Genomic DNA, 20,218 nt, shown 5'->3' on the forward strand with positions numbered 1-20,218 from the left:
TCACCCATTGAGCTTCAGCGCATGGGCAGCACTTGCTCACCGATGCGTAGCGCGTTTGCGCCCGGCCACAGGAATTGGCCAACACCGTTTGTGCCAGGTTTGGAATCAGATCAACAACACGGGGAGATGCATATGATCAATACGGCGTTAGATGTTCAGGGAGAACGTGCTCATCAACAGGTCGGCGAAGCCAGCACCGTGGGAGCCCTTAAAGCCAAATCGGTCAGCATCCCGGTCACCAAGGCGTTGGCACCGGTAGTCCGTCAGAATCCCAACAAGAAAAAAGTATTGTTCGTCACCTCGGAGATTGCCGATCTGGTGAAGACCGGTGGCCTGGGAGACGTTTCCGCCGCGCTGCCGCGAGCCATGGCTCACCTGCACGATGTCCGGGTGTTGATCCCCGGTTACCCGCAAGTGCTGAACAGCGAAAATCCGATTCATATCATCGGTGAACTGGGCGGGCACGCCGCGTTGCCGCCCTGCAAGATCGGGCGCATGGACATGCCCGACGGCCTGGTCATTTACGTGTTGATCTGCCCAGAACTGTACGAGCGCGAAGGTTCGCCCTACGGCGCCAACAACGGCCGCGACTGGCCGGACAACCATATTCGTTTCGCCCGCCTGGGCCTTGCGGCCGCCGATATCGCGGCCAACCTCGCTCAAATTCACTGGTGCCCGGATCTGGTGCACGCCCACGATTGGCCCGCCGGCCTGGCCCCTGCCTATATGCACTGGCGTGGCCAACGCACCCCGACCCTGTTCACCATCCATAACCTGGCGTACCAGGGCGTGACCAGCCTCGGCTCATGCCCGGAACTCGGTATTCCCGTGCATGCCTTGCAGCAGGAAGGCATGGAGTTTTACGGCAAGATGTCGTTCCTCAAGGCCGGCATGGCCTACTCGAGCCACATCACCACCGTCAGCGCCACCTATGCCCAGGAAATCACCACGCCGGCCTTCGGCTGCGGCCTCGACGGTTTTCTCGCCGCCAAGACCCAGCAAGGGCTGCTCAGCGGGATTCCCAATGGCATCGATGAAAGCTGGGACGCAGCCACCGATCCCCACCTGTTCCACCCGTTCGGCATCGGCGACTGGGACGGCAAAGCGGTCAACGCGGCGCACGTTCGCCGGTTGTTCGGCCTGGATGATTCCGAAGGCCCGCTGTTCGCGGTGGTCTCGCGGCTTGTCTACCAGAAAGGCCTGGACCTGACCGAAGCGGTGGCCGAATACATTGTCGCCAATGGCGGCCAGATTGCGATCATCGGCCGCGGCGAACCGGAAGAAGAACAAGCCATGCGTGAGCTGGCGTTGCGCTTCCCCGGGCAAATCGGCGTGCACATCGGTTTCAATGAAACCGACGCCCGCCGGATGTTTGCCGGCAGTGATTTCCTGCTGATGCCTTCGCGTTACGAACCTTGCGGCCTGAGCCAGATGTACGCCCAGCGCTTCGGCTCATTGCCGGTGGCGCGCAATACCGGCGGCCTGGCCGACACCATTGAAAACGGCGTGACCGGTTTTCTTTTCGACGAATCCACCGTGGAGAGCTATCGCGAAGCCCTGAGCCGCGCGTTCAAGGTATTCGCCTTCCCCGGCCTGCTCAACGCCATGCGTTGCCGGGCCATGGCGGCGCCTTTCAACTGGTGCAAGGCGGTCGAGCCCTACGCCGAACTCTACGAACAACTGGTGGCTAAAGCGCTGGGTAAATCGGGCAAACAGTAAGAGGTTTTCAACGATGCCGTTACGGACTCTTGAAACCTGGCCCCACGGCGCAATCATGCTGGACGCTGAACACACGCGTTTTGCCTTGTGGGCGCCAGATGCGTATTACGTCAGTCTTGAACTGGAAAACGGACAATCCCTGCCACTGCTGCCTCAGGCCGATGGCTGGTTTGTGCTCAAGACCCGCTGCCCCGCGGGTACCCGCTACCGCTACAACATCGATGGCGAACTGGAGGTGCCTGACCCGGCCTCCCGCGCGCAAGCGGGCGATATCGGCAGCCACAGCGTGGTGGTCGATCCCCTCGCCTATCGCTGGCAACACAATGCCTGGCAAGGTCGGCCATGGAACGAGGCGGTGATCTACGAACTGCATGTCGGTGCGCTCGGCGGTTTCAGCGAGGTCGAGCAGCATCTGGCGCGCTTGGTCGAATTGGGGATTACCGCCATCGAACTGATGCCGTTGGCGCAGTTTCCCGGCGAGCGCAATTGGGGCTATGACGGGGTTCTGCCTTACGCACCGCAGGCCTCCTACGGTTCGCCCGAACAACTCAAGCACCTGATCGACACGGCCCACGGCCATGGCCTGGCGGTGATTCTCGACGTGGTCTACAACCACTTCGGCCCGGACGGCAATTACCTGCATCGCTACGCCAAAGGCTTTTTCCGCGAAGACCAACACACGCCGTGGGGCGCGGCCATTGACTTCCGGCGGCGCGAGGTGCGCGACTTCTTTATTGACAACGCGTTGATGTGGTTGCTGGAATATCGCTTCGACGGCCTGCGCCTGGATGCGGTACATGCCATCGAAGACCCGGATTTCCTCCAGGAGCTGGCACGGCGGGTTCGCCAGCATATCGACCCGCCGCGCCACGTGTGGCTCATCGCGGAAAACGAGCACAACCAGGCCAGCCTGCTGGAGCAAGGTTTCGACGCACAGTGGAACGACGACGGCCACAATGCCCTGCACGTTTTGCTCACCGGCGAAACCGATGCCTATTACGCCGACTATGCCCAGAACCCCACCGAACAACTCGCCCGCTGCCTGAGCCAGGGCTTCGTGTTTCAGGGGCACATCACCCGTCACGGTACGCCGCGCGGTGAGCCGAGCGGTCACTTGCCGCCGACAGCCTTCGTGTTGTTCCTGCAGAACCATGACCAGATTGGCAACCGCGCCTTTGGCGAGCGGCTGCATCAACTGGCCCGTTCCGAGGCGCTCAACGCCGCCACCGTGTTACTGCTGTTGTCGCCGATGATCCCGCTGATGTTCATGGGCGATGAGTTCGCCGCCGAACAACCGTTCCTGTTCTTCACCAGCCACCACGGTGAGCTGGCGGAGTTGGTGCGCGAAGGTCGACGCAACGAATTCGCGGCCTTCAGCGCCTTTGCCGACCCGCACAAACGCGAGCAGATTCCCGACCCGAACGCGATGCAGACTTTCGAAGCGTCGCGGCCGAAGCTGACCGCCACCCGGCAACCGGCCATTCATGAGCTGTATCGTCGACTGCTGCAAATCCGCCACCGTCATATCATCCCGCACCTGCCCGGCGCCCACGCGCTGGGGGCGCAGGTACTGGCCGAGGGTGCGGTGTCGGCACGCTGGCGGCTGGGCGATGGCAGTCAGTTGCGCATTGACCTGAACCTCAGCGACGCACCCGTGGTCCACTCCCCACAGGCCGACGCGACACTGCTGTTCGAATACCCGCCGCACTCGGCCGGTCTGTTGAATCGGGGCATGCTTGCCCCGTATTGCGCGCTCGTCAGCCTCACGGCCGCAGCCCCTTTGCTACCCCCGGATGGAGAGCGCCCATGAGCGATACGCAACTGGAAATACTGGCCAGCCGAGCCGGCCTGGCCGTCGACTGGATCGACGCCAATGGCCGTCCACAGAAAGTGACCCCGGCGGTGCTGCGTTCAGTGCTGGCCGGGCTTGGCCATCCCGCCAGCACCGCCCAGGAAATCGATGCCAGCCTGCTGCAACTGCAGGAGGTGCAACAAACCCGCCATCTGCCGCCGCTGCTGACCTGCGACGTGGGCGTCGGCCTTGATCTGGCCCACTACTTCGCACCGCAAACCCCGTGTGAAATCCATCTCGAAGACGGCTCGCGGCTCAACCTCAAGCTCGATGACAACGCCGTTTTGCCCGGTTTGGTGCCGGTGGGTTATCAGCACGTCAGCATCGACGATCAGTCGTTCACCCTGGCGGTGGCGCCCGAGCGCTGCTACAGCGTCGGCGACGCCGTTGACAGTCAAACCCCGCGTGCCTGGGGCCTGAGCGTGCAGTTGTATGCGCTGCGCCGGCCCGGCGATGGCGGTTTCGGCGACACCCAGGCGCTTGAGGACCTGGCCCGGGTGGCCGGCGAACGGGGCGCCGAAGCACTGGCGATCAGCCCGCTGCATGCGATGTTCAGCGGCGACACCCAGCGTTACAGCCCTTACTCGCCGTCCAGCCGTTTGTTCCTCAATAGCCTGTACGCGGCGCCCGGTGCAATTCTCGGTGAGCGTGCCCTGCGCACCGCGATCGACGCCACGGGTCTGGCCGCCGAACTCAAGCATCTCGAAGCATTGCCGCTGATCGACTGGCCCACCGCCGCCGAGGCCAAACATCGCTTGCTGGAAGCCTTGTACGAAGGATTCACCCACGGCGCACACCCCTTGCATGCCGACTTCAGCAGCTTCCGTCACGCCGGTGGCGAAGCGCTGGAAAATCATTGCCGCTTCGAGGCGATCCAGGAAGCCCGTGCAAGGCGCGGTGAAAGCCTCGACTGGCGCGAGTGGCCCGAGCAATGGCGTAACCCGCGCAGCGTCGCTCTGGCGCAATTTGCCGAAGAGAACTCGGCCCGCATCGGCTATTACGCGTTCTGCCAATGGCTGATTGCGCGCAGCCTTGAGCGCGCACAAACCGCCGCCCGTGGTGCCGGCATGGGCATCGGCCTGATCGCCGACCTGGCGGTGGGCGCTGACGGCGGCGGCAGCCAGGCCTGGAGTCGCCAGGACGAATTGCTCGCCTCGCTGACCGTGGGTGCGCCACCCGACATCCTCAACCGCACCGGCCAGGGCTGGGGGATTTCCGCGTTTTCCCCCGAAGGTCTGGTGCGTAACGGCTTTCGCGCGTTTATCGAAATGCTGCGGGCCAATTTCGCCCATGCCGGCGGCCTGCGCATCGATCACGTCATGGGCCTGCAACGGCTGTGGGTGATCCCTAAAGACGCACCGCCCAGCGACGGAGCGTACCTTTATTATCCGGTGGATGATCTGCTGCGCCTCCTGACCCTCGAATCCCATCGGCATCAGGCCATCGTCCTCGGCGAAGACCTCGGCACCGTGCCTGATGGCCTGCGCGAAAAACTCATCGCGCGCTCGATCCTCGGGATGCGCGTGCTGCTGTTCGAACAGGACAACGCCCACTTCAAGCCGATTCTCGACTGGCCCGACAATGCGCTGGCAACCACCAGCACCCATGACCTGCCGACGCTCAATGGCTGGTGGCATGGCCGCGATATCGATTGGAGCGCGCGCCTGGACCTGGTCGACGCCACGGGTGAAATCCAATGGCGCCAACATCGCGAACGCGAGCGCGAAGGCTTGCGTCGGGTGCTGAGTCAGGACCCGCAGAATTTCCGTGAAGAGTCCCATGAAACCGATCAGGTGCTCGACGCCGCCATCCGGTTCCTCGGTCATACCCGCGCGCCGCTGGTGTTGCTGCCACTGGAGGATGCCCTGGGTATCGAACAGCAGGCCAACCTGCCCGGCACCACCGACACCCACCCCAACTGGTCCCGCCGATTGCCCGGCGACAGCGAAACCCTGCTCGATGATCCGGATGCCGCTCGACGCCTGGAACTGCTCGCCTGTGCGCGACTTCAGGCGGCCGAGCGTGACCAATGAATCAACCGCTCAGCCAGCCGCTGCGGGCGACCCTGCGGCTGCAATTTCATAAAGGCTTCACCCTGGATCAGGCGGTGCCGCTGGTGCCGTATTTTTCCAGCCTGGGCATCAGCCATCTCTATGCCTCGCCGCTGCTCGCCGCCCGCGCGGGCTCCATGCACGGCTACGATGTGGTAGACCCGACCACGGTCAACCCTGAACTGGGCGGCGAAGCGGCGTTACGCCGTTTGGTCGCTGCGTTGCGCGAACATCATATGGGGCTGATTCTCGACATCGTCTCCAACCACATGGCTGTCGGCGGGGGCGATAATCCCTGGTGGCTCGACTTGCTGGAATGGGGGCGGCTGAGCCCTTACGGCGAGTTCTTCGACATTCAATGGCACTCACCCGACCCGTTGATGGAAGGCCAGTTGCTGCTGCCTTTTCTAGGTAGCGACTACGGCATCGCCCTGCAAGACGGCACCCTGCCCTTGCGTTTCGATGCCCGGCGCGGTGCCTTTCATGTCGAGCACTATGAACACCACTTCCCGATATGCCCCACCGACTACGGCGAACTGCTCAAGGCCGATGACCGATTGAATGCCGAGCAGGCTGAACGGCTCAAATCCCTGGCAGACCGCTTCGACACCTTGAGTTATCAGTCCGACGTGTACAGCCTGGCGATTCCACTGAAAGCCGAGCTGCGGGAACTGGCCAGTGATCCGGCCATTCTGCACGCCATCCAGCACACCCTCGACACTTACGACTCGCTCACTCCCGACGGTTTCCAGCGCCTGCACACGCTGCTGGAGCGCCAGAGTTATCGCCTGGCCAGTTGGCGCACCGCGGCGGACGACATCAACTGGCGGCGCTTTTTCGATATCAATGAACTGGGCGGCCTGCGCGTCGAACGGCCAGCGGTGTTTGAGGCGACCCATGCAAAAATCTTCGAGCTGGTGGCCGAAGGTCTGGTCGACGGACTGCGCATTGATCATATCGACGGCCTCGCCGATCCGCGTGGCTACTGCCGCAAACTGCGACGTCGGGTCGATCATCTGGCACCCGGCCGACACCTGCCGATCTACGTCGAAAAGATCCTCGGCGAAGGCGAAACCCTGCACCGCGACTGGTGCGTCGATGGCAGTACCGGTTACGAACTCATGAACCAGTTGTCGCTGCTGCAACACGACCCCGAAGGCGCACAGACCTTGGGCGAACTCTGGAGCCGGCACAGCGAGCGGCCCGCCGATTTCCGCCAGGAAGCACAACTGGCGCGCCAGCAGATACTCAACGGCTCCCTCGCCGGGGATTTCGAAAGTGTTGCCCACGCCCTGTTGCAAGTGGCCCGGGACGACCTGATGACCCGGGACCTGACCCTCGGCGCGATCCGGCGGGCCTTGCAGGAACTGATCGTGCACTTCCCGGTGTACCGCACTTACATCAGCCCGTTGGGTCGCGCGGCCCAGGACGAGGCGTTTTTCCAGCAGGCCATGGCCGGTGCCAGGCAAACCCTTGGCGAGGCCGACTGGCCGGTGCTCGATTGCCTGGCCGGCTGGCTCGGTGGCCAACCCTGGCGCAAGCGCCCGGTGGGCCGTTCACGCAAACTGCTCAAGCATGCGTGCGTGCGCTTCCAGCAACTGACCTCACCGACGGCGGCCAAAGCGGTGGAAGACACCGCGCTTTATCGCTCGGCGGTGTTGCTGTCGCGCAACGATGTCGGCTACAACACCGAGCAGTTCAGCGCCCCGGTTGCCGACTTCCATGCCGCCTGCGCCAATCGCCTCACCGAGTTCCCCGACAACCTGCTGGCCACCGCGACCCACGACCACAAACGCGGTGAAGACACCCGCGCGCGGCTGGCGGTGTTGAGCGAGCGCAGCGCCTGGTACGCCGAACAGGTCGAGCACTGGCGAACCCTCGCGGGCGAACTGCGCAGCGACCCCGGCGCGCCCTCGGCGGGCGACGAGCTGATTCTCTATCAAGCAATCCTCGGCAGTTGGCCACTGGAATTGTGTAGCGACGATCAACCTGCGCTCGAAGACTACGCCAAACGCCTCTGGCAGTGGCAACGCAAAGCCCTGCGCGAAGCCAAGTTGCAAAGCAGCTGGAGCGCGTCAAACGAGGCGTATGAACAGGCGACCCACGGGTTTCTCGAACGCCTGCTGCTGAGCCCCGAAGGTCAGCCATTGCGCGCGGCCATTGATGCAGCCGCTCAACGCATAGCCGTCCCGGGTGCACTGAATGGATTGGCGCAAACCTTGCTGCGAATGACCGTGCCGGGGGTGCCGGATCTCTATCAGGGCAACGAGTTCTGGGACTTCTCGCTGGTCGATCCGGATAACCGCCGGCCGGTGGATTACGTCAGCCGTCAGCAGGCCATGCACCTACCGCTTGACCTGCCCGATCTGCTGGCGAACTGGCGTGACGGGCGCATCAAGCAAACCTTGATCGCCCGGGCGCTGAACCGGCGTGCCGAGCATGTCGGGTTGTTTCAAAAAGGCACTTATCAAGCCCTTGAAGTGATCGGCAGCCAGGCTCACCGGGTGCTGGCGTTTGCTCGAGAATGGCAGGGAAAACGGGCTGTCGTGGCAGTACCGATACGCTGTGCCGAACTGCTGGAAAACAGTGCCGAACCACAGATTGACGCGTCGCTGTGGGGCGATACCCGAATCAAATTGCCGTACGCGGCTGCCGAAGAAAATCTGAAGGGACTTTTTACCAGCGTCGCAGTCACAAAACACAGGGAGCTGATGGTCGGCGCCGCGCTGGGGGATTTCCCGGTCAATCTCTTTATCCAAACTACCCAAACTTGAGTTCAGTTCAGGAGCATTGCGATGAGTACCGACGAAAAACGCATTCGCGAATTTGCCTATCAAATCTGGGAATCCGAAGGAAAACCCGAGGGCCAGGAAGCGCGCCATTGGGAGATGGCCTGCAAACTGGCCGAGGCCGAAGCGCTGGCGCCCGGCAAACCAGCCAAAGCGAGCAGCAGCAAAACCGCCAGCGCCAAGCCCGCGGTCGGCAAACCCGACGGCAAGCTGGTCAATGCCAAGGGCATCGAAACCAAACCCCGTGCCAAGCCCAAAGCCAAACCCGCCGCCGCTTCGACAGTGATCCCGCCGGGCGAAAAAGCCACCGTAAAAAAGCCTCGCGCCGCGCGTAAACCACCCGAGGTCTGACGCTTCACTGTCTTGTCCTGATTGACTTCGTGGCGAGCCCGCTCGCCACCGAGAGCGCATTCGCCCTCGAAAAATACCGTTGCAGGAGCAGCTATGACCAGTCCAAAGAAAACCGCGCCCGAACCTCACGAGGCCTCGCGAATCCGTGAAGGCTTACCCTTCCCGCTAGGCGCGACCTGGGATGGCCTGGGAGTCAATTTCGCGCTGTTTTCGGCTAACGCGACCAAGGTCGAACTGTGCATCTTCGACGATGCCGGCGAGGTGGAACTCGAACGTATCGAGCTGCCGGAATACACCGACGAGATCTACCACGGCTACTTGCCCGACGCCCACCCGGGGTTGATCTACGGCTATCGCGTCTACGGGCCGTATGACCCGGCCAACGGTCATCGCTTCAACCCGAACAAGCTGCTGATCGACCCCTATGCCAAACAGCTGGTCGGCCAATTGAAATGGTCCGAAGCGTTGTTCGGCTTCACCATCGGCCACCCCGACGCCGACCTCAGTTTCGATGAACGGGACAGCGCGCCTTTCGTGCCCAAATGCAAAGTGATCGACCCCGCCCACACCTGGGGCCACGACCATCGGGTCAGCGTGCCATGGGACAAGACGATCATTTATGAGACTCACGTACGCGGTTTCAGCATGCGTCACCCCGCCGTCCCCGAGAACCTGCGCGGCACCTTCGCCGGGTTGATGGTCGATGACGTGCTGGAACACATCCGCAAGCTCGGCGTGTCGACCGTGGAGCTGCTGCCGATCCATGCCTTCGTCAATGACCAGCATCTGCTGCACAAAGGCATGACCAATTACTGGGGTTACAACAGCATCGCGTTCTTTGCCCCGGACCCGCGCTACCTGGCCAGCGGCAAGATCGCCGAGTTCAAGGAGATGGTCGCGCACCTGCACGAGGCCAATCTGGAAGTGATCCTCGACGTGGTCTACAACCACACCGCCGAGGGCAACGAACAAGGACCGACCCTGTCGATGCGTGGCATCGACAACGCCTCTTACTACCGCTTGAGGCCCGACGACAAGCGCTACTACATCAACGATTCCGGAACCGGCAACACCCTGGACCTGAGCCACCCGTGCGTGCTGCAAATGGTCACCGACTCGCTGCGCTACTGGGCCACGGAAATGCACGTGGACGGTTTCCGTTTCGACCTGGCGACCATTCTCGGCCGCTACCACGACGGCTTCGACGAACGACACAGTTTCCTCGTCGCCTGCCGTCAGGACCCGGTGCTGCGTCAGGTGAAGTTGATTTCCGAGTCGTGGGACTGTGGCCCCGGCGGTTATCAGGTCGGGAACTTCCCGCCGGGCTGGGTCGAATGGAACGACAAGTTCCGCGACACCGTGCGCGCATTCTGGAAAGGCGACGACGGCCAGCTCGCCGACTTCGCCAGCCGCATGACCGCCTCCGGCGAGATGTTCAACCAGCGCGGCCGTCGACCGTATGCCTCGTTGAACTTCATCACCGCCCATGACGGCTTCACCCTCAACGACCTGGTGTCGTACAACGACAAACACAACGAGGCCAACGACGAGAACAATCAGGACGGCAGCAACAACAATTTGTCCTGGAACCACGGCGTCGAAGGCCCCACCGACGATCCCGAGATCAATGCCCTGCGCCAGCGGCAGATGCGCAACTTCTTCGCCACGTTGCTGCTGTCCCAGGGCACGCCGATGCTGGTGGCCGGCGACGAGTTCGCCCGCACCCAGGAAGGCAACAACAATGCCTATTGCCAGGACAGCGAGATCGGCTGGGTCAATTGGGACCTGAGCGAAGACGGCAAGGCGCTGCTCAAGTTCGTCAAACGCTTGATCAAGTTGCGCCTGGCTTATCCGATCCTGCGGCGCGGGCGCTTTCTGGTGGGTAATTACAACGAAGACATCGGCGTCAAGGACGTGACCTGGCTGGCCCCGGACGGCAGCGAAATGTCCAATGAACAATGGGAAGAAGGCCACGGTCGCTGCATGGGCATACTGCTCGATGGCCGCGCCCAGGAAACCGGCATTCGCCGCAAGGGTGCCGACGCAACCCTGTTACTGGTAGTCAACGCCCACCATGACATCGTCAACTTCCTGCTGCCGGAAGTGCCTGACGGCGGTTTCTGGACCTGTATGATCGATACCAATCAACCGTCGATTCGGGGCCAGGAACGCTTTGAATTTGGTCGCCAATATTCGGTCACCGGCCGTTCGCTGCTGTTGTTTGAACTGCAGCATGAGGAAGAAGAGTGATCAGGTGCATCTTGTAGGAGCGAGGATTGTGCTTCCTTCGAGGTTTCGGGAATTATTTGCGAAGCCTGACACAGGTCCGGTTAAAAAAACCGCATCAGACCAAAGGCTGAGGCGACGAATAGCGTTTCATGGGCAATACTCTACCGCGGCAATCCAGGGTTCGGAGCGCCGCACATTGCTATCTACCCGCCTTCACGGGTCTGCCAGGCTTGCTCCCGCAAGCATTGCGCACGACTGAGGGCCAGACAGAACAAGGACGTAGCGCCTATGAAACCGGTTTCCATCAGCGAAAACAGCTTGCCTGCGCAGATCTGGAACAGCGCGCCGCAACTGGACAACATCCCTGTCATTAACACCGAAACACTGGTCCCGGCCGGAGCTCGCGCGGTGGTGATCGCCCCGCATCCCGGTGATGAAGTGGTGACCTGCGGCGGCCTGCTGCAACTGTTGTGCTCCCTTGGTCATCCTCTGCAACTGATCTCGATCACCGACGGCAGCGCCAGCCATCCGGGGTCGCGACAGTGGTCGGAAAAACGCCTGAGCGTGTTTCGCCCCCAGGAAAGTGTCGAAGCCTTGCGTCGACTCGGCTTGCCGATGCACAGCCTGAAGTGGATTCGCGGCGGCTTCACCGACAACGCTCTGGCCGAGCGAGAGTCTGAATTGACCCAATTCATCGTCCGCTACCTGCGCCCCGGCGATGTGGTGTTCACCACCTGGCGCGAAGACGGCATCGTCGACCACGACGCTGTCGGCCGGGCCAGCGCCAGGGCCGCCGCCCTGGTCGGGGCGACGCTCAACGAAATACCGGTCTGGGCCTGGCACTGGCCGATGCGCGACCACGGGCAGCTTCCTTGGCATCGCGCGCGCAAGCTACGCCTCGACACCTGGACTGTCGCGCGCAAAAGCCACGCCACCTATGCCTACGCCAGCCAGCTCGACGGCGAACCGGCGATCGGCATCGCCCCGCTGCTGCCGCGAGTGATTCTGGAACGCATGCGGTTGCCGTATGAAATTGTGTTTGTCTGATGCCTGTAGCAGCTGTCGAGCTTGCGAGGCAGCTGCTACGGGGTTGCGGTGAATGTGTTTGAACTGCTCGCCCACGCATCAGTCGCATACATACAGCAGCCCTGATTCAGAGGAGTGAACGTGACCCACGATGCCGAACGCCAAGCCGTCGAATCAGTGCCATCGAACACGCCCTCGGCGATTCATCGACTCAGAGTGCTGACGGTCAATACTCACAAGGGTTTCACCGCCCTCAACCGACGTTTCATCCTCCCGGAACTGCGCGAAGCGGTACGCAGTACGTCGGCGGACCTGGTGTTTCTGCAGGAAGTGGTCGGTGAGCACGACCGGCATTCTTCCCGCTACAACGACTGGCCACCGACCTCACAGTACGAATTCCTGGCCGACAGCATGTGGAGCGATTTCGCTTACGGTCGCAACGCGGTCTACCCCGACGGCCATCACGGCAATGCCCTGCTGTCGAAATACCCGATCCGCGAATTTCGCAACCTCGATGTCTCGATCACCGGCCCCGAGCGGCGCGGTTTGCTGCACTGTGTGCTGGATGTGCCGGGCCATGCCGAAGTGCATGCCATTTGCGTGCACCTGAGCCTGTTGGAAAGCCATCGACAACTCCAGCTGCAGTTGCTCTGCCTGTTACTCGAATCGTTGCCAGACGACGCCCCGGTCATCATTGCCGGCGACTTCAACGACTGGCAGTTGCAAGGCAATGCCACCCTCGCCCGACGCGACTACCTGCATGAAGCGTTCGAACGCCACCACGGTCGACCGGCGAAAACATACCCGGCGCGTTTTCCCCTGCTGCGCCTGGACCGCATCTACCTGCGCAATGCCAGCAGTCATGAGCCGCGCATACTCGGCTACAAGCCCTGGACGCACCTGTCGGATCATTTACCGCTGGCGGTGGAGGTACGTCTGTAACACCGTCAAGCAACAGGCGCCAAGAACTGCCGCCTGCAACAGAAAAAATGACAGCAATCGCGTACCCGACTTGCTCATGAATTTTGCACAGCTCCTCCTTCATGCAATCGATAGCCCACTACCCAACACGTCTGGGCCGCACCTTTCAGCATGATTTTTTGCACAAACAATAACTTAGATCAGCGCCAAAAATCAGTCATTTACAGACTCTAAAATAGCCGTACCACTTATCGGCCATTTTCTTGACGCAGCGCCATCGGTCTTCTTAGCTAGTCCTTACTACCCCCGGAAATCCATCAGGGGCATGCCTCCAGACACCCCTAAAACGGGCGGGTCGGACCTTGCCTCAATCCATTCGGTCGCCCCTCATTCGGGGTAGGAGAGACGCCAAAGCGAGATACGCATGCGATTGCAAGGTAGACCTCCATGAGAACTTCATTCACCTCACAAGAGATAAAATTCACTTTCTGCGTTGTCTCCGGTTCACTCCTGCTGTGCTCATCCATGGAGGTGCGAGCGTCACCTGTCGAGGACGGAACCACGCCCTGGTACAGCCAGCAACTGCCGACAACTACCTTGCCCTTCGGCTTGGCCACGTATCCCGACCACTTACGCGTCAACTCAGACTTACCCAGCTCACGCCTGACGATCGAAGACGCCGCGCCCCTGGCCTGGGACCACGCCTATGGCCCGACGTCGCGGCAGGCCCAAACCGATTATCTGGCCCAGGGCACGATCCCCGGCGCCAGCGAATTCAAAGGCCCGGCGCTCCTGACCGTGCAAAGCAACAGCGGTAGTACCCAACGGGTCGGACTGATCGGCGGCACCGCTCAATTCCAGGGCAACGACAACGGCCTGCTGACCAGTCGCGCCCTCGCCGACCCCAGCCATGACACGCTCAACCTTCAAGGCCAAAGCCTTGGTGCCTACTGGAGCCTGACCGGGCCGCAAGGCTGGCACGTCGACTTGACGGCCAGCGGTGGCCGGGTCAGCGGTTTTAGCCGCAACGACCAGGGCGTGCGACAAACCACCGAAGGCAGCGCGGTGACAGTGTCGCTGGAAGGTGGTTTCCCGATTGGCCTGAGCGAAAACTGGGTGGTTGAACCCCAGGCGCAGTTGATCAATCAACGCATCACGCTGGATACGCCGTATGCCGGGTCAGGCAACGCCTCGTCCAGCGACCTGACCTCCTGGAGCGGTCGGGTCGGTGCACGCTTGAAAGGCAATTACGATATCAACGGCCTGCCGGTCGAACCCTATGTGCGGACCAATTTGTGGCACACGGTCTACACGGGCAACACCGTGAGCCTGGATCAGGTCGACAAAATCAGCAGCAGTCGCAATTCATCGACAGTAGACGTGGGTCTGGGGTTGGTGGCCAGAGTGACGCCTTCGGTCAGCCTGTATGTCAGCGCCGACTACAGCAGCAATGTGGTTGAAAATGATTTGAACGGGTTGATTGGCAGCCTTGGGGTGCGGATGCGTTGGTGAGTGAAAGTTTCAAGATGTGTGTCGATGATCGTTCCCACGCTCTGCGTGGGAACGATCAGGATGCTAACCCTCCGGCCGCAGAATCAACACCGCCAACGGCGGCAAATTCAACACCAGGGAAAGTGCCTGCCCATGGCTCGGTTCTTCCTCGGTGAACACCCCGCCACCGTTACCGTAATTGGACCCGGCATAGGTGTCGGCGTCGCTGTTGATCAACTCGACCCAGCGCCCGGCAAACGGCACGCCGATGCGGTAGGACTGACGCGGCACCGGGGTGAAGTTGGCCACCACCAACACCGGCCTGCCCTCCTTGCTCCAGCGTAGCCAGGCATAAACGCTGTTGATCGCGTCGTCGCCGATCAACCACTGGAAGCCCTGCGGCACATCGTCCTGATCGTGCAGGGCCGGCTCTTCGCGATACAACCGATTCAAGTCGCCGACCAGTTTGCGCACACCTTGGTGTTCCGGATATTGCAGCAAGTACCAGTCCAGTTGCTGATCGTGATTCCACTCACGCCACTGGCCGAATTCGCAGCCCATGAACAACAGTTTCTTGCCGGGATGGGTCCACATGAAACTCAGGTAAGCCCGCAGATTGGCAAATTTCTGCCAACGGTCGCCAGGCATTTTGTCGATCAGCGAATGCTTGCCGTGTACCACTTCGTCGTGGGAAATCGGCAGGATGAAACGCTCGGACCAGGCATACACCAGGCCGAAACTCAGTTCGTTGTGATGATGGGCGCGGTACACCGGATCCTGCTGAATGTAATGCAGCGAATCGTGCATCCAGCCCATGTTCCACTTATAGGCAAAACCCAGCCCGCCCTGTTGCGTGCTCTGGCTGACACCCGGCCACGCCGTGGATTCTTCGGCGATCACCAGTGCGCCCGGTGCTTCCAGAGCCACTACGTCGTTGAGATGGCGCAGAAAATCGATGGCTTCCAGGTTTTCCCGGCCGCCGTGACGGTTGGGCACCCACTCGCCAGCCTTGCGCGAGTAATCGCGATACAGCATCGACGCCACTGCGTCGACCCGCAGGCCATCGACATGAAAATGCTTGAGCCAGTGCAGCGCCGACGCCAGCATGTAGCCGTGCACCTCGGTGCGGCCCAGGTTGTAGATCAGCGTGTCCCAATCCTGGTGAAAGCCCTCCATCGGGTTGCCGTACTCGTACAACGCGGTGCCGTCGAACTGCGCCAGGCCATGGACATCGGTCGGGAAATGCGCCGGCACCCAATCGAGGATCACGCCGATTTCGGCCTGGTGGCAGGCATTGACGAAAGCAGCGAAATCATCCGGCGAGCCGTAACGGGCGCTCGGGGCGAACTGCGACAGCAGTTGATAACCCCATGAGCCACCGAACGGATGCTCCATGATCGGCATCAGTTCGATGTGGGTGAAACCAAGCTCCTTCACATAAGGAATCAGCCGCTCGGCTAACTCGGGCCAGGTGTACTGACGGGCGACTTCGCCCAGGTCATCCAGCTCGCATTGCCAGGAGCCAGCATGCAACTCGTAGATCGACAGCGGCGCACTGGTTCGCTGACGCTCGCCCCGGGACAGCATCCAGCCCTGGTCCTGCCAGTCGATTTGCAACGGTGAGGCGACTTTCGAGGCGGTGTCTGGCGGCAGCGCTGTGGCCAGGGCCACCGGATCGGCCTTGAGCGGCAGAATACCGTGAGCTCCCAGGATTTCGTATTTGTAGGCCTCCCCTGCCTGCAGGCACGGGATGAACAGTTCCCAGACACCAGTAGGATGGCGCAGACGCATCGGATGCCGGCGACCATCCCAGTTGTTGAAGTCGCCGACCACCGACACCCGTTTGGCATTCGGCGCCCACACGGCGAAGCGCACGCCATCCACGCCATCGACCGTCTTCAGCTGCGCGCCGAGGCAACTGCTCAGATCCCGGTGATTGCCCTCGGCGAACAGGTACAAGTCCATCTCGCCGAGTAACGGGCCAAAGCTGTAAGGGTCTTCGGCGAGTTGCTCGCCGCCGGCCCAACGGGTTCGCAACAAATAAGGCTGGGCCCGCTCGAAGTGCCCGACGAACAGTCCCGGAGTCTGGGTCGTCTCCAGGCTACCGAGTTCTTCTCCGGAGGCCTTGTCCACCGCCTGCACGCTCAAGGCGTCCGGCAGATAGGCCCGTATGAACTGCCCGCCAGCGCCATCGCTGTGCGGGCCGAGAATTGCAAAGGGATCCTGATGTTCGGCGCGTACCAATGCGTCGATGTCCCGCGCCCTGGGCAGCAGCGCCTCTTCAACGTGCCCCTGTTCCTTGTTCGAGAAACTCATGACTACTCTCCACCAAGATCGGAAAAGGGTTTAAGCCCACTCAATAATCCATATAAACCGTGCAACGGCACCGGTAGCCAAGTGGGGCGGTTTTCAGCCTCATAGGCCACTTCGTAAGCCGCCTTCTCCAGACCGAACAACGCCAGCGCAGCATCCTCGCCTTCAGGATCTTGCCATGCATGAGCAAGACTAGCTGCCGCCAGCCGATAAGCGTCGACAAATGATTGTCGCGCCTCTTTCAAATAACGCTCGGCGACCCGTTGACGCGCCGCCTGGGCATCCGCCGTGTTGTCGACGTTGTGTACATTTATCGCCATCGCCGCGGCGTAATCGAAGGAACGCAACACGCCGCTAACGTCTTTATAGGGGCTGTGTTTGCCACGGCGCTCATGCAGCGGCCGCGCCGGTTCACCCTCAAAATCGATCAGGTAGGCATCGCCCTTGATCACCAGCACTTGCCCCAGGTGCAAGTCACCGTGGACGCGAATGCGCAAGCCGCCCAACGCCTTTTCACCCAACTCCTGGACATGACCGAGAATGGCTTTTTTGTTGTCCAGCAATCGGCTGACCAATGTCTGGTCCGCCGTGCTCAGTTCGGTTTGATGCTGCTTGAGCAACTTCAGCGCGTGCTCCAGTTGCGCCGCCACATCCTTGGCCGAGGCCAGCGCATCTTTCTGGCTAGTGATTTGTGGGGCGAAGTCCGGGTTGACGCTCGGGGTCGCCAGCACCTGATGCATTTCCCCCAGGCGCTGGCCGAGCATGCCGGCAAAATCCTTCAGCTCGCCGAGGGCGTTGTAGTGCTGCTCCTGCTCGGACACGGCATCGGCGAGTTCATCGCGAAGCGCCCGTTCGAGGTTGTTCTGGGTCCATTCCCACGCATCGCCCTGATTGCTCAAATAGCCTTGGGCAATCATCAACAGCGTGTCCTCGCCCGCCGCATCGCGACGGATCACCGCCCCCAACAGCGGCGAAATATTTTTGAAACCGGCATGGGTCAGATACGCGCTCATTTCCAGTTCCGGATGCACCCCCGACGCGACCTTGCGGAGCAGCTTCAACACCAGACTGGCGCCGATCACCACTGAACTGTTGGATTGCTCGGCGGACAGGTAACGCACCTGCGACTCCGCGCTCAGCCCCAGTTTGGCCAATTCGTCGGTTGGCTCGAAACGGATCTCGCCTCCGTCCGACGGCAGCACCGTGCTGGCCTGTAGCCCCTGCAACACCGCATGAACAAAGCTGTCGAGGCTGAAGGCGTCGGTGATCAGGCCGACCTGCCGACCGCGCCGAACCCTGGCCAGCGCCAATTGCTGGGGCAAGGCCGCGCCAACCTGCTCCTCGGAAATAAAGCCGAACGGCAACTGATAGCGACTGGTCTGGCCAGCGCTGGTGACGTCGATTTCACTCAACAGCACCGGATGCTGCGGGTCGCCGAAGCGCACGCCGTAGGCGAGGCTGACGCTGTCGATGGTGCCGTCCTTACCGGCATACCAGCGGCGATTCTGCAGCCAGCTCGGCAGAATGGCCTGTTCCAGCGTCCGGCGGGACGGTGCCTCAAGCAGCTCTTCCATGCGATTCTTCAGCACCAGGGTGGTGAAGTCCGGCAGGCTTTGCGCAGGTTCCACATGCCAACTCGGCATCTGATTTTCCGCTGCCAGGCCGAACCAGTAGAAACCGTAAGGCGCCAGCGTCAGCAGGAAATTCAACTGACCGATGGGCGGGAACGCGTTGCCGCCAAGCATCTCCACCGGGACCATGCCGACATACGCCGACAAATCCAGCTCCGCCGCTTGCGCGCTGCGGGACACGTTGGCCACGCACAAAATGATCTCGTGCTTGCCGTCCGCGCCGGTGAATTCGCGGGTGTAGGCCAGAATCCGTCGATTGCTCGGCGACAGCATCTTCAGCGTGCCGCGACCGAAGGCCTTGGACTGCTTGCGTATCGCGAGCATGCGCCGGGTCCAGTTCAACAATGAATGAGGGTCGCCGGCCTGGGTTTCGACGTTGACCGACAGATAGCCGTATTGCGGGTCCATGATCGGCGGCAACACCAGGCTGGCCGGGTCGGCGCGGGAAAAGCCGCCGTTACGGTCGATTGACCATTGCATCGGCGTGCGCACACCGTCGCGGTCGCCGAGGTAGATGTTGTCACCCATGCCGATTTCATCGCCGTAATACAGCGTCGGTGTACCGGGCATCGACAGCAACAGGCTGTTGAGCAGTTCCACGCGGCGGCGATCACGCTCCACCAACGGCGCCAGACGCCGGCGAATCCCCAGGTTGATCCGCGCCCGACGGTCGGCCGCGTAGTAATTCCACAGGTAATCGCGCTCCTTGTCGGTGACCATCTCCAGAGTCAGCTCATCGTGGTTGCGCAGGAAAATCGCCCACTGGCAGTTGGCGGGGATTTCCGGGGTCTGGCGCAGAATGTCGGTGATCGGGAAACGATCTTCCTGGGCCAGCGCCATGTACATGCGCGGCATCAACGGGAAGTGAAAGGCCATGTGGCATTCGTCGCCGTTCTGGCCTTTGGCGTCGGTGTTTCCAAAATACAGCTGAGTGTCTTCCGGCCACTGATTGGCCTCGGCCAGCAGCATGCGGTCGGGGTAATTGGCGTCGATCTCGGCGCGGATCTGCTTGAGGACGTCGTGGGTCTCGGGGAGGTTTTCGTTGTTGGTGCCGTCGCGCTCGATCAGGTACGGGATCGCGTCCAGCCGCAGGCCGTCGATGCCCATGTCCAGCCAGTAGCGCATCACCGACAGCACCGCTTTCATCACTTGCGGGTTGTCGAAATTCAGGTCCGGCTGGTGGGAATAAAAGCGGTGCCAGAAGTACTGACCGGCCACCGGGTCCCAGGTCCAGTTGGACTTTTCGGTGTCGAGAAAGATGATGCGGGTGCCGTCGTATTTCTGATCGTCATCGGACCAGACATAGAAGTCGCGGGCCGCCGAGCCGGGCTTGGCCTTGCGCGCGCGCTGGAACCACGGGTGCTGGTCCGAGGTGTGGTTGATGACCAGTTCGGTAATCACCCGCAAGCCACGTTTGTGCGCCTCGGAAATAAAGCGCTTGGCATCGGCCAGGGTGCCGTAGTCGGCGTGCACGCCACGGTATTCGGCGATGTCGTAGCCATCGTCGCGGCGTGGCGAGGGGTAGAACGGCAACAGCCAGATGGTATTGACGCCCAGATCGGCAATGTAATCGAGTTTGGCGATAAGGCCGGGAAAGTCGCCGATCCCGTCATTGTTGGAGTCGAAAAAAGACTTAACGTGAACCTGATAGATCACTGCATCCTTGTACCAGAGCGGATCCTTGATAAAGGTGGCTGACCTGGGTTTCTTCGCCATTTGTAACTCCTGTGAATACTAGAGAACGCCTTGGCCGAGATCGTTCCCACGCTCTGCGTGGGAATGCATACAGTGACGCTCTGCGTCACAGCGGCGGACGCAGAGCGTCCAGGGCGGCGTTCCCACGCA

The 20,218-nt window shown here is 61.5% G+C and carries 11 protein-coding genes; 9 read left to right on the forward strand and 2 right to left on the reverse strand.

All coding sequences use genetic code 11. The features are described from left to right. Positions 1-132: 132 nt before the first annotated feature. The 9 genes from glgA (at position 133) to AC1D2Q_RS06865 (ending at position 14,450) form a co-directional block, all read left to right on the forward strand. Positions 133-1,719, forward strand: a complete 1,587-nt coding sequence (glgA, locus tag AC1D2Q_RS06825) for a glycogen synthase GlgA (RefSeq protein ID WP_477812701.1) — start codon at positions 133-135, stop codon at positions 1,717-1,719. Between the two features lie 13 nt (positions 1,720-1,732). After that, positions 1,733-3,529 carry a malto-oligosyltrehalose trehalohydrolase gene (gene treZ, locus AC1D2Q_RS06830; protein WP_477812702.1) on the forward strand — a complete coding sequence of 599 codons (1,797 nt, stop codon included), beginning with the start codon at positions 1,733-1,735 and terminating at the stop codon, positions 3,527-3,529. Continuing rightward, complete coding sequence (gene malQ, locus AC1D2Q_RS06835) at positions 3,526-5,604, forward strand: 4-alpha-glucanotransferase (protein ID WP_477812703.1); 2,079 nt, start codon at positions 3,526-3,528, stop codon at positions 5,602-5,604. Before treZ ends, malQ begins: the two co-directional genes overlap by 4 nt. Continuing rightward, the gene (locus AC1D2Q_RS06840; protein WP_477812704.1) at positions 5,601-8,396 is read left to right on the forward strand and encodes a malto-oligosyltrehalose synthase; all 2,796 of its coding nucleotides are present in this window, start codon (positions 5,601-5,603) and stop codon (positions 8,394-8,396) included. The genes malQ and AC1D2Q_RS06840 overlap by 4 nt, the downstream gene beginning before the upstream one ends. Before the next feature lie 21 nt (positions 8,397-8,417). Continuing rightward, a complete protein-coding gene (locus AC1D2Q_RS06845) occupies positions 8,418-8,762 on the forward strand; it encodes a DUF2934 domain-containing protein (RefSeq protein WP_477812705.1) in 345 nt (114 codons plus the stop codon). A gap of 93 nt (positions 8,763-8,855) precedes the next feature. Continuing rightward, positions 8,856-11,012 carry a glycogen debranching protein GlgX gene (gene glgX, locus AC1D2Q_RS06850; RefSeq protein ID WP_477812706.1) on the forward strand — a complete coding sequence of 719 codons (2,157 nt, stop codon included), beginning with the start codon at positions 8,856-8,858 and terminating at the stop codon, positions 11,010-11,012. Between the two features lie 267 nt (positions 11,013-11,279). Further along, positions 11,280-12,038, forward strand: coding sequence for a PIG-L deacetylase family protein (locus AC1D2Q_RS06855; RefSeq protein ID WP_305412580.1), 759 nt, complete (start codon positions 11,280-11,282; stop codon positions 12,036-12,038). A 120-nt stretch (positions 12,039-12,158) separates the two neighbouring features. After that, positions 12,159-12,959 carry an endonuclease/exonuclease/phosphatase family protein gene (locus AC1D2Q_RS06860; RefSeq protein ID WP_477812707.1) on the forward strand — a complete coding sequence of 267 codons (801 nt, stop codon included), beginning with the start codon at positions 12,159-12,161 and terminating at the stop codon, positions 12,957-12,959. A 426-nt stretch (positions 12,960-13,385) separates the two neighbouring features. Continuing rightward, on the forward strand, positions 13,386-14,450 hold the full coding sequence (locus tag AC1D2Q_RS06865; RefSeq protein WP_477812708.1) for an autotransporter domain-containing protein: 1,065 nt from the start codon (positions 13,386-13,388) through the stop codon (positions 14,448-14,450). A 63-nt stretch (positions 14,451-14,513) separates the two neighbouring features. Here the strand turns inward: AC1D2Q_RS06865 and glgB are convergent, their stop codons facing one another. Continuing rightward, on the reverse strand, positions 14,514-16,745 hold the full coding sequence (glgB, locus tag AC1D2Q_RS06870; RefSeq protein WP_477812709.1) for a 1,4-alpha-glucan branching protein GlgB: 2,232 nt from the start codon (positions 16,743-16,745) through the stop codon (positions 14,514-14,516). Between the two features lie 2 nt (positions 16,746-16,747). After that, positions 16,748-20,089, reverse strand: coding sequence for a maltose alpha-D-glucosyltransferase (treS, locus tag AC1D2Q_RS06875; RefSeq protein WP_477812710.1), 3,342 nt, complete (start codon positions 20,087-20,089; stop codon positions 16,748-16,750). Between the last annotated feature and the right edge of the window lie 129 nt (positions 20,090-20,218).

This window comes from Pseudomonas sp. P1_A1 (assembly GCF_056406935.1).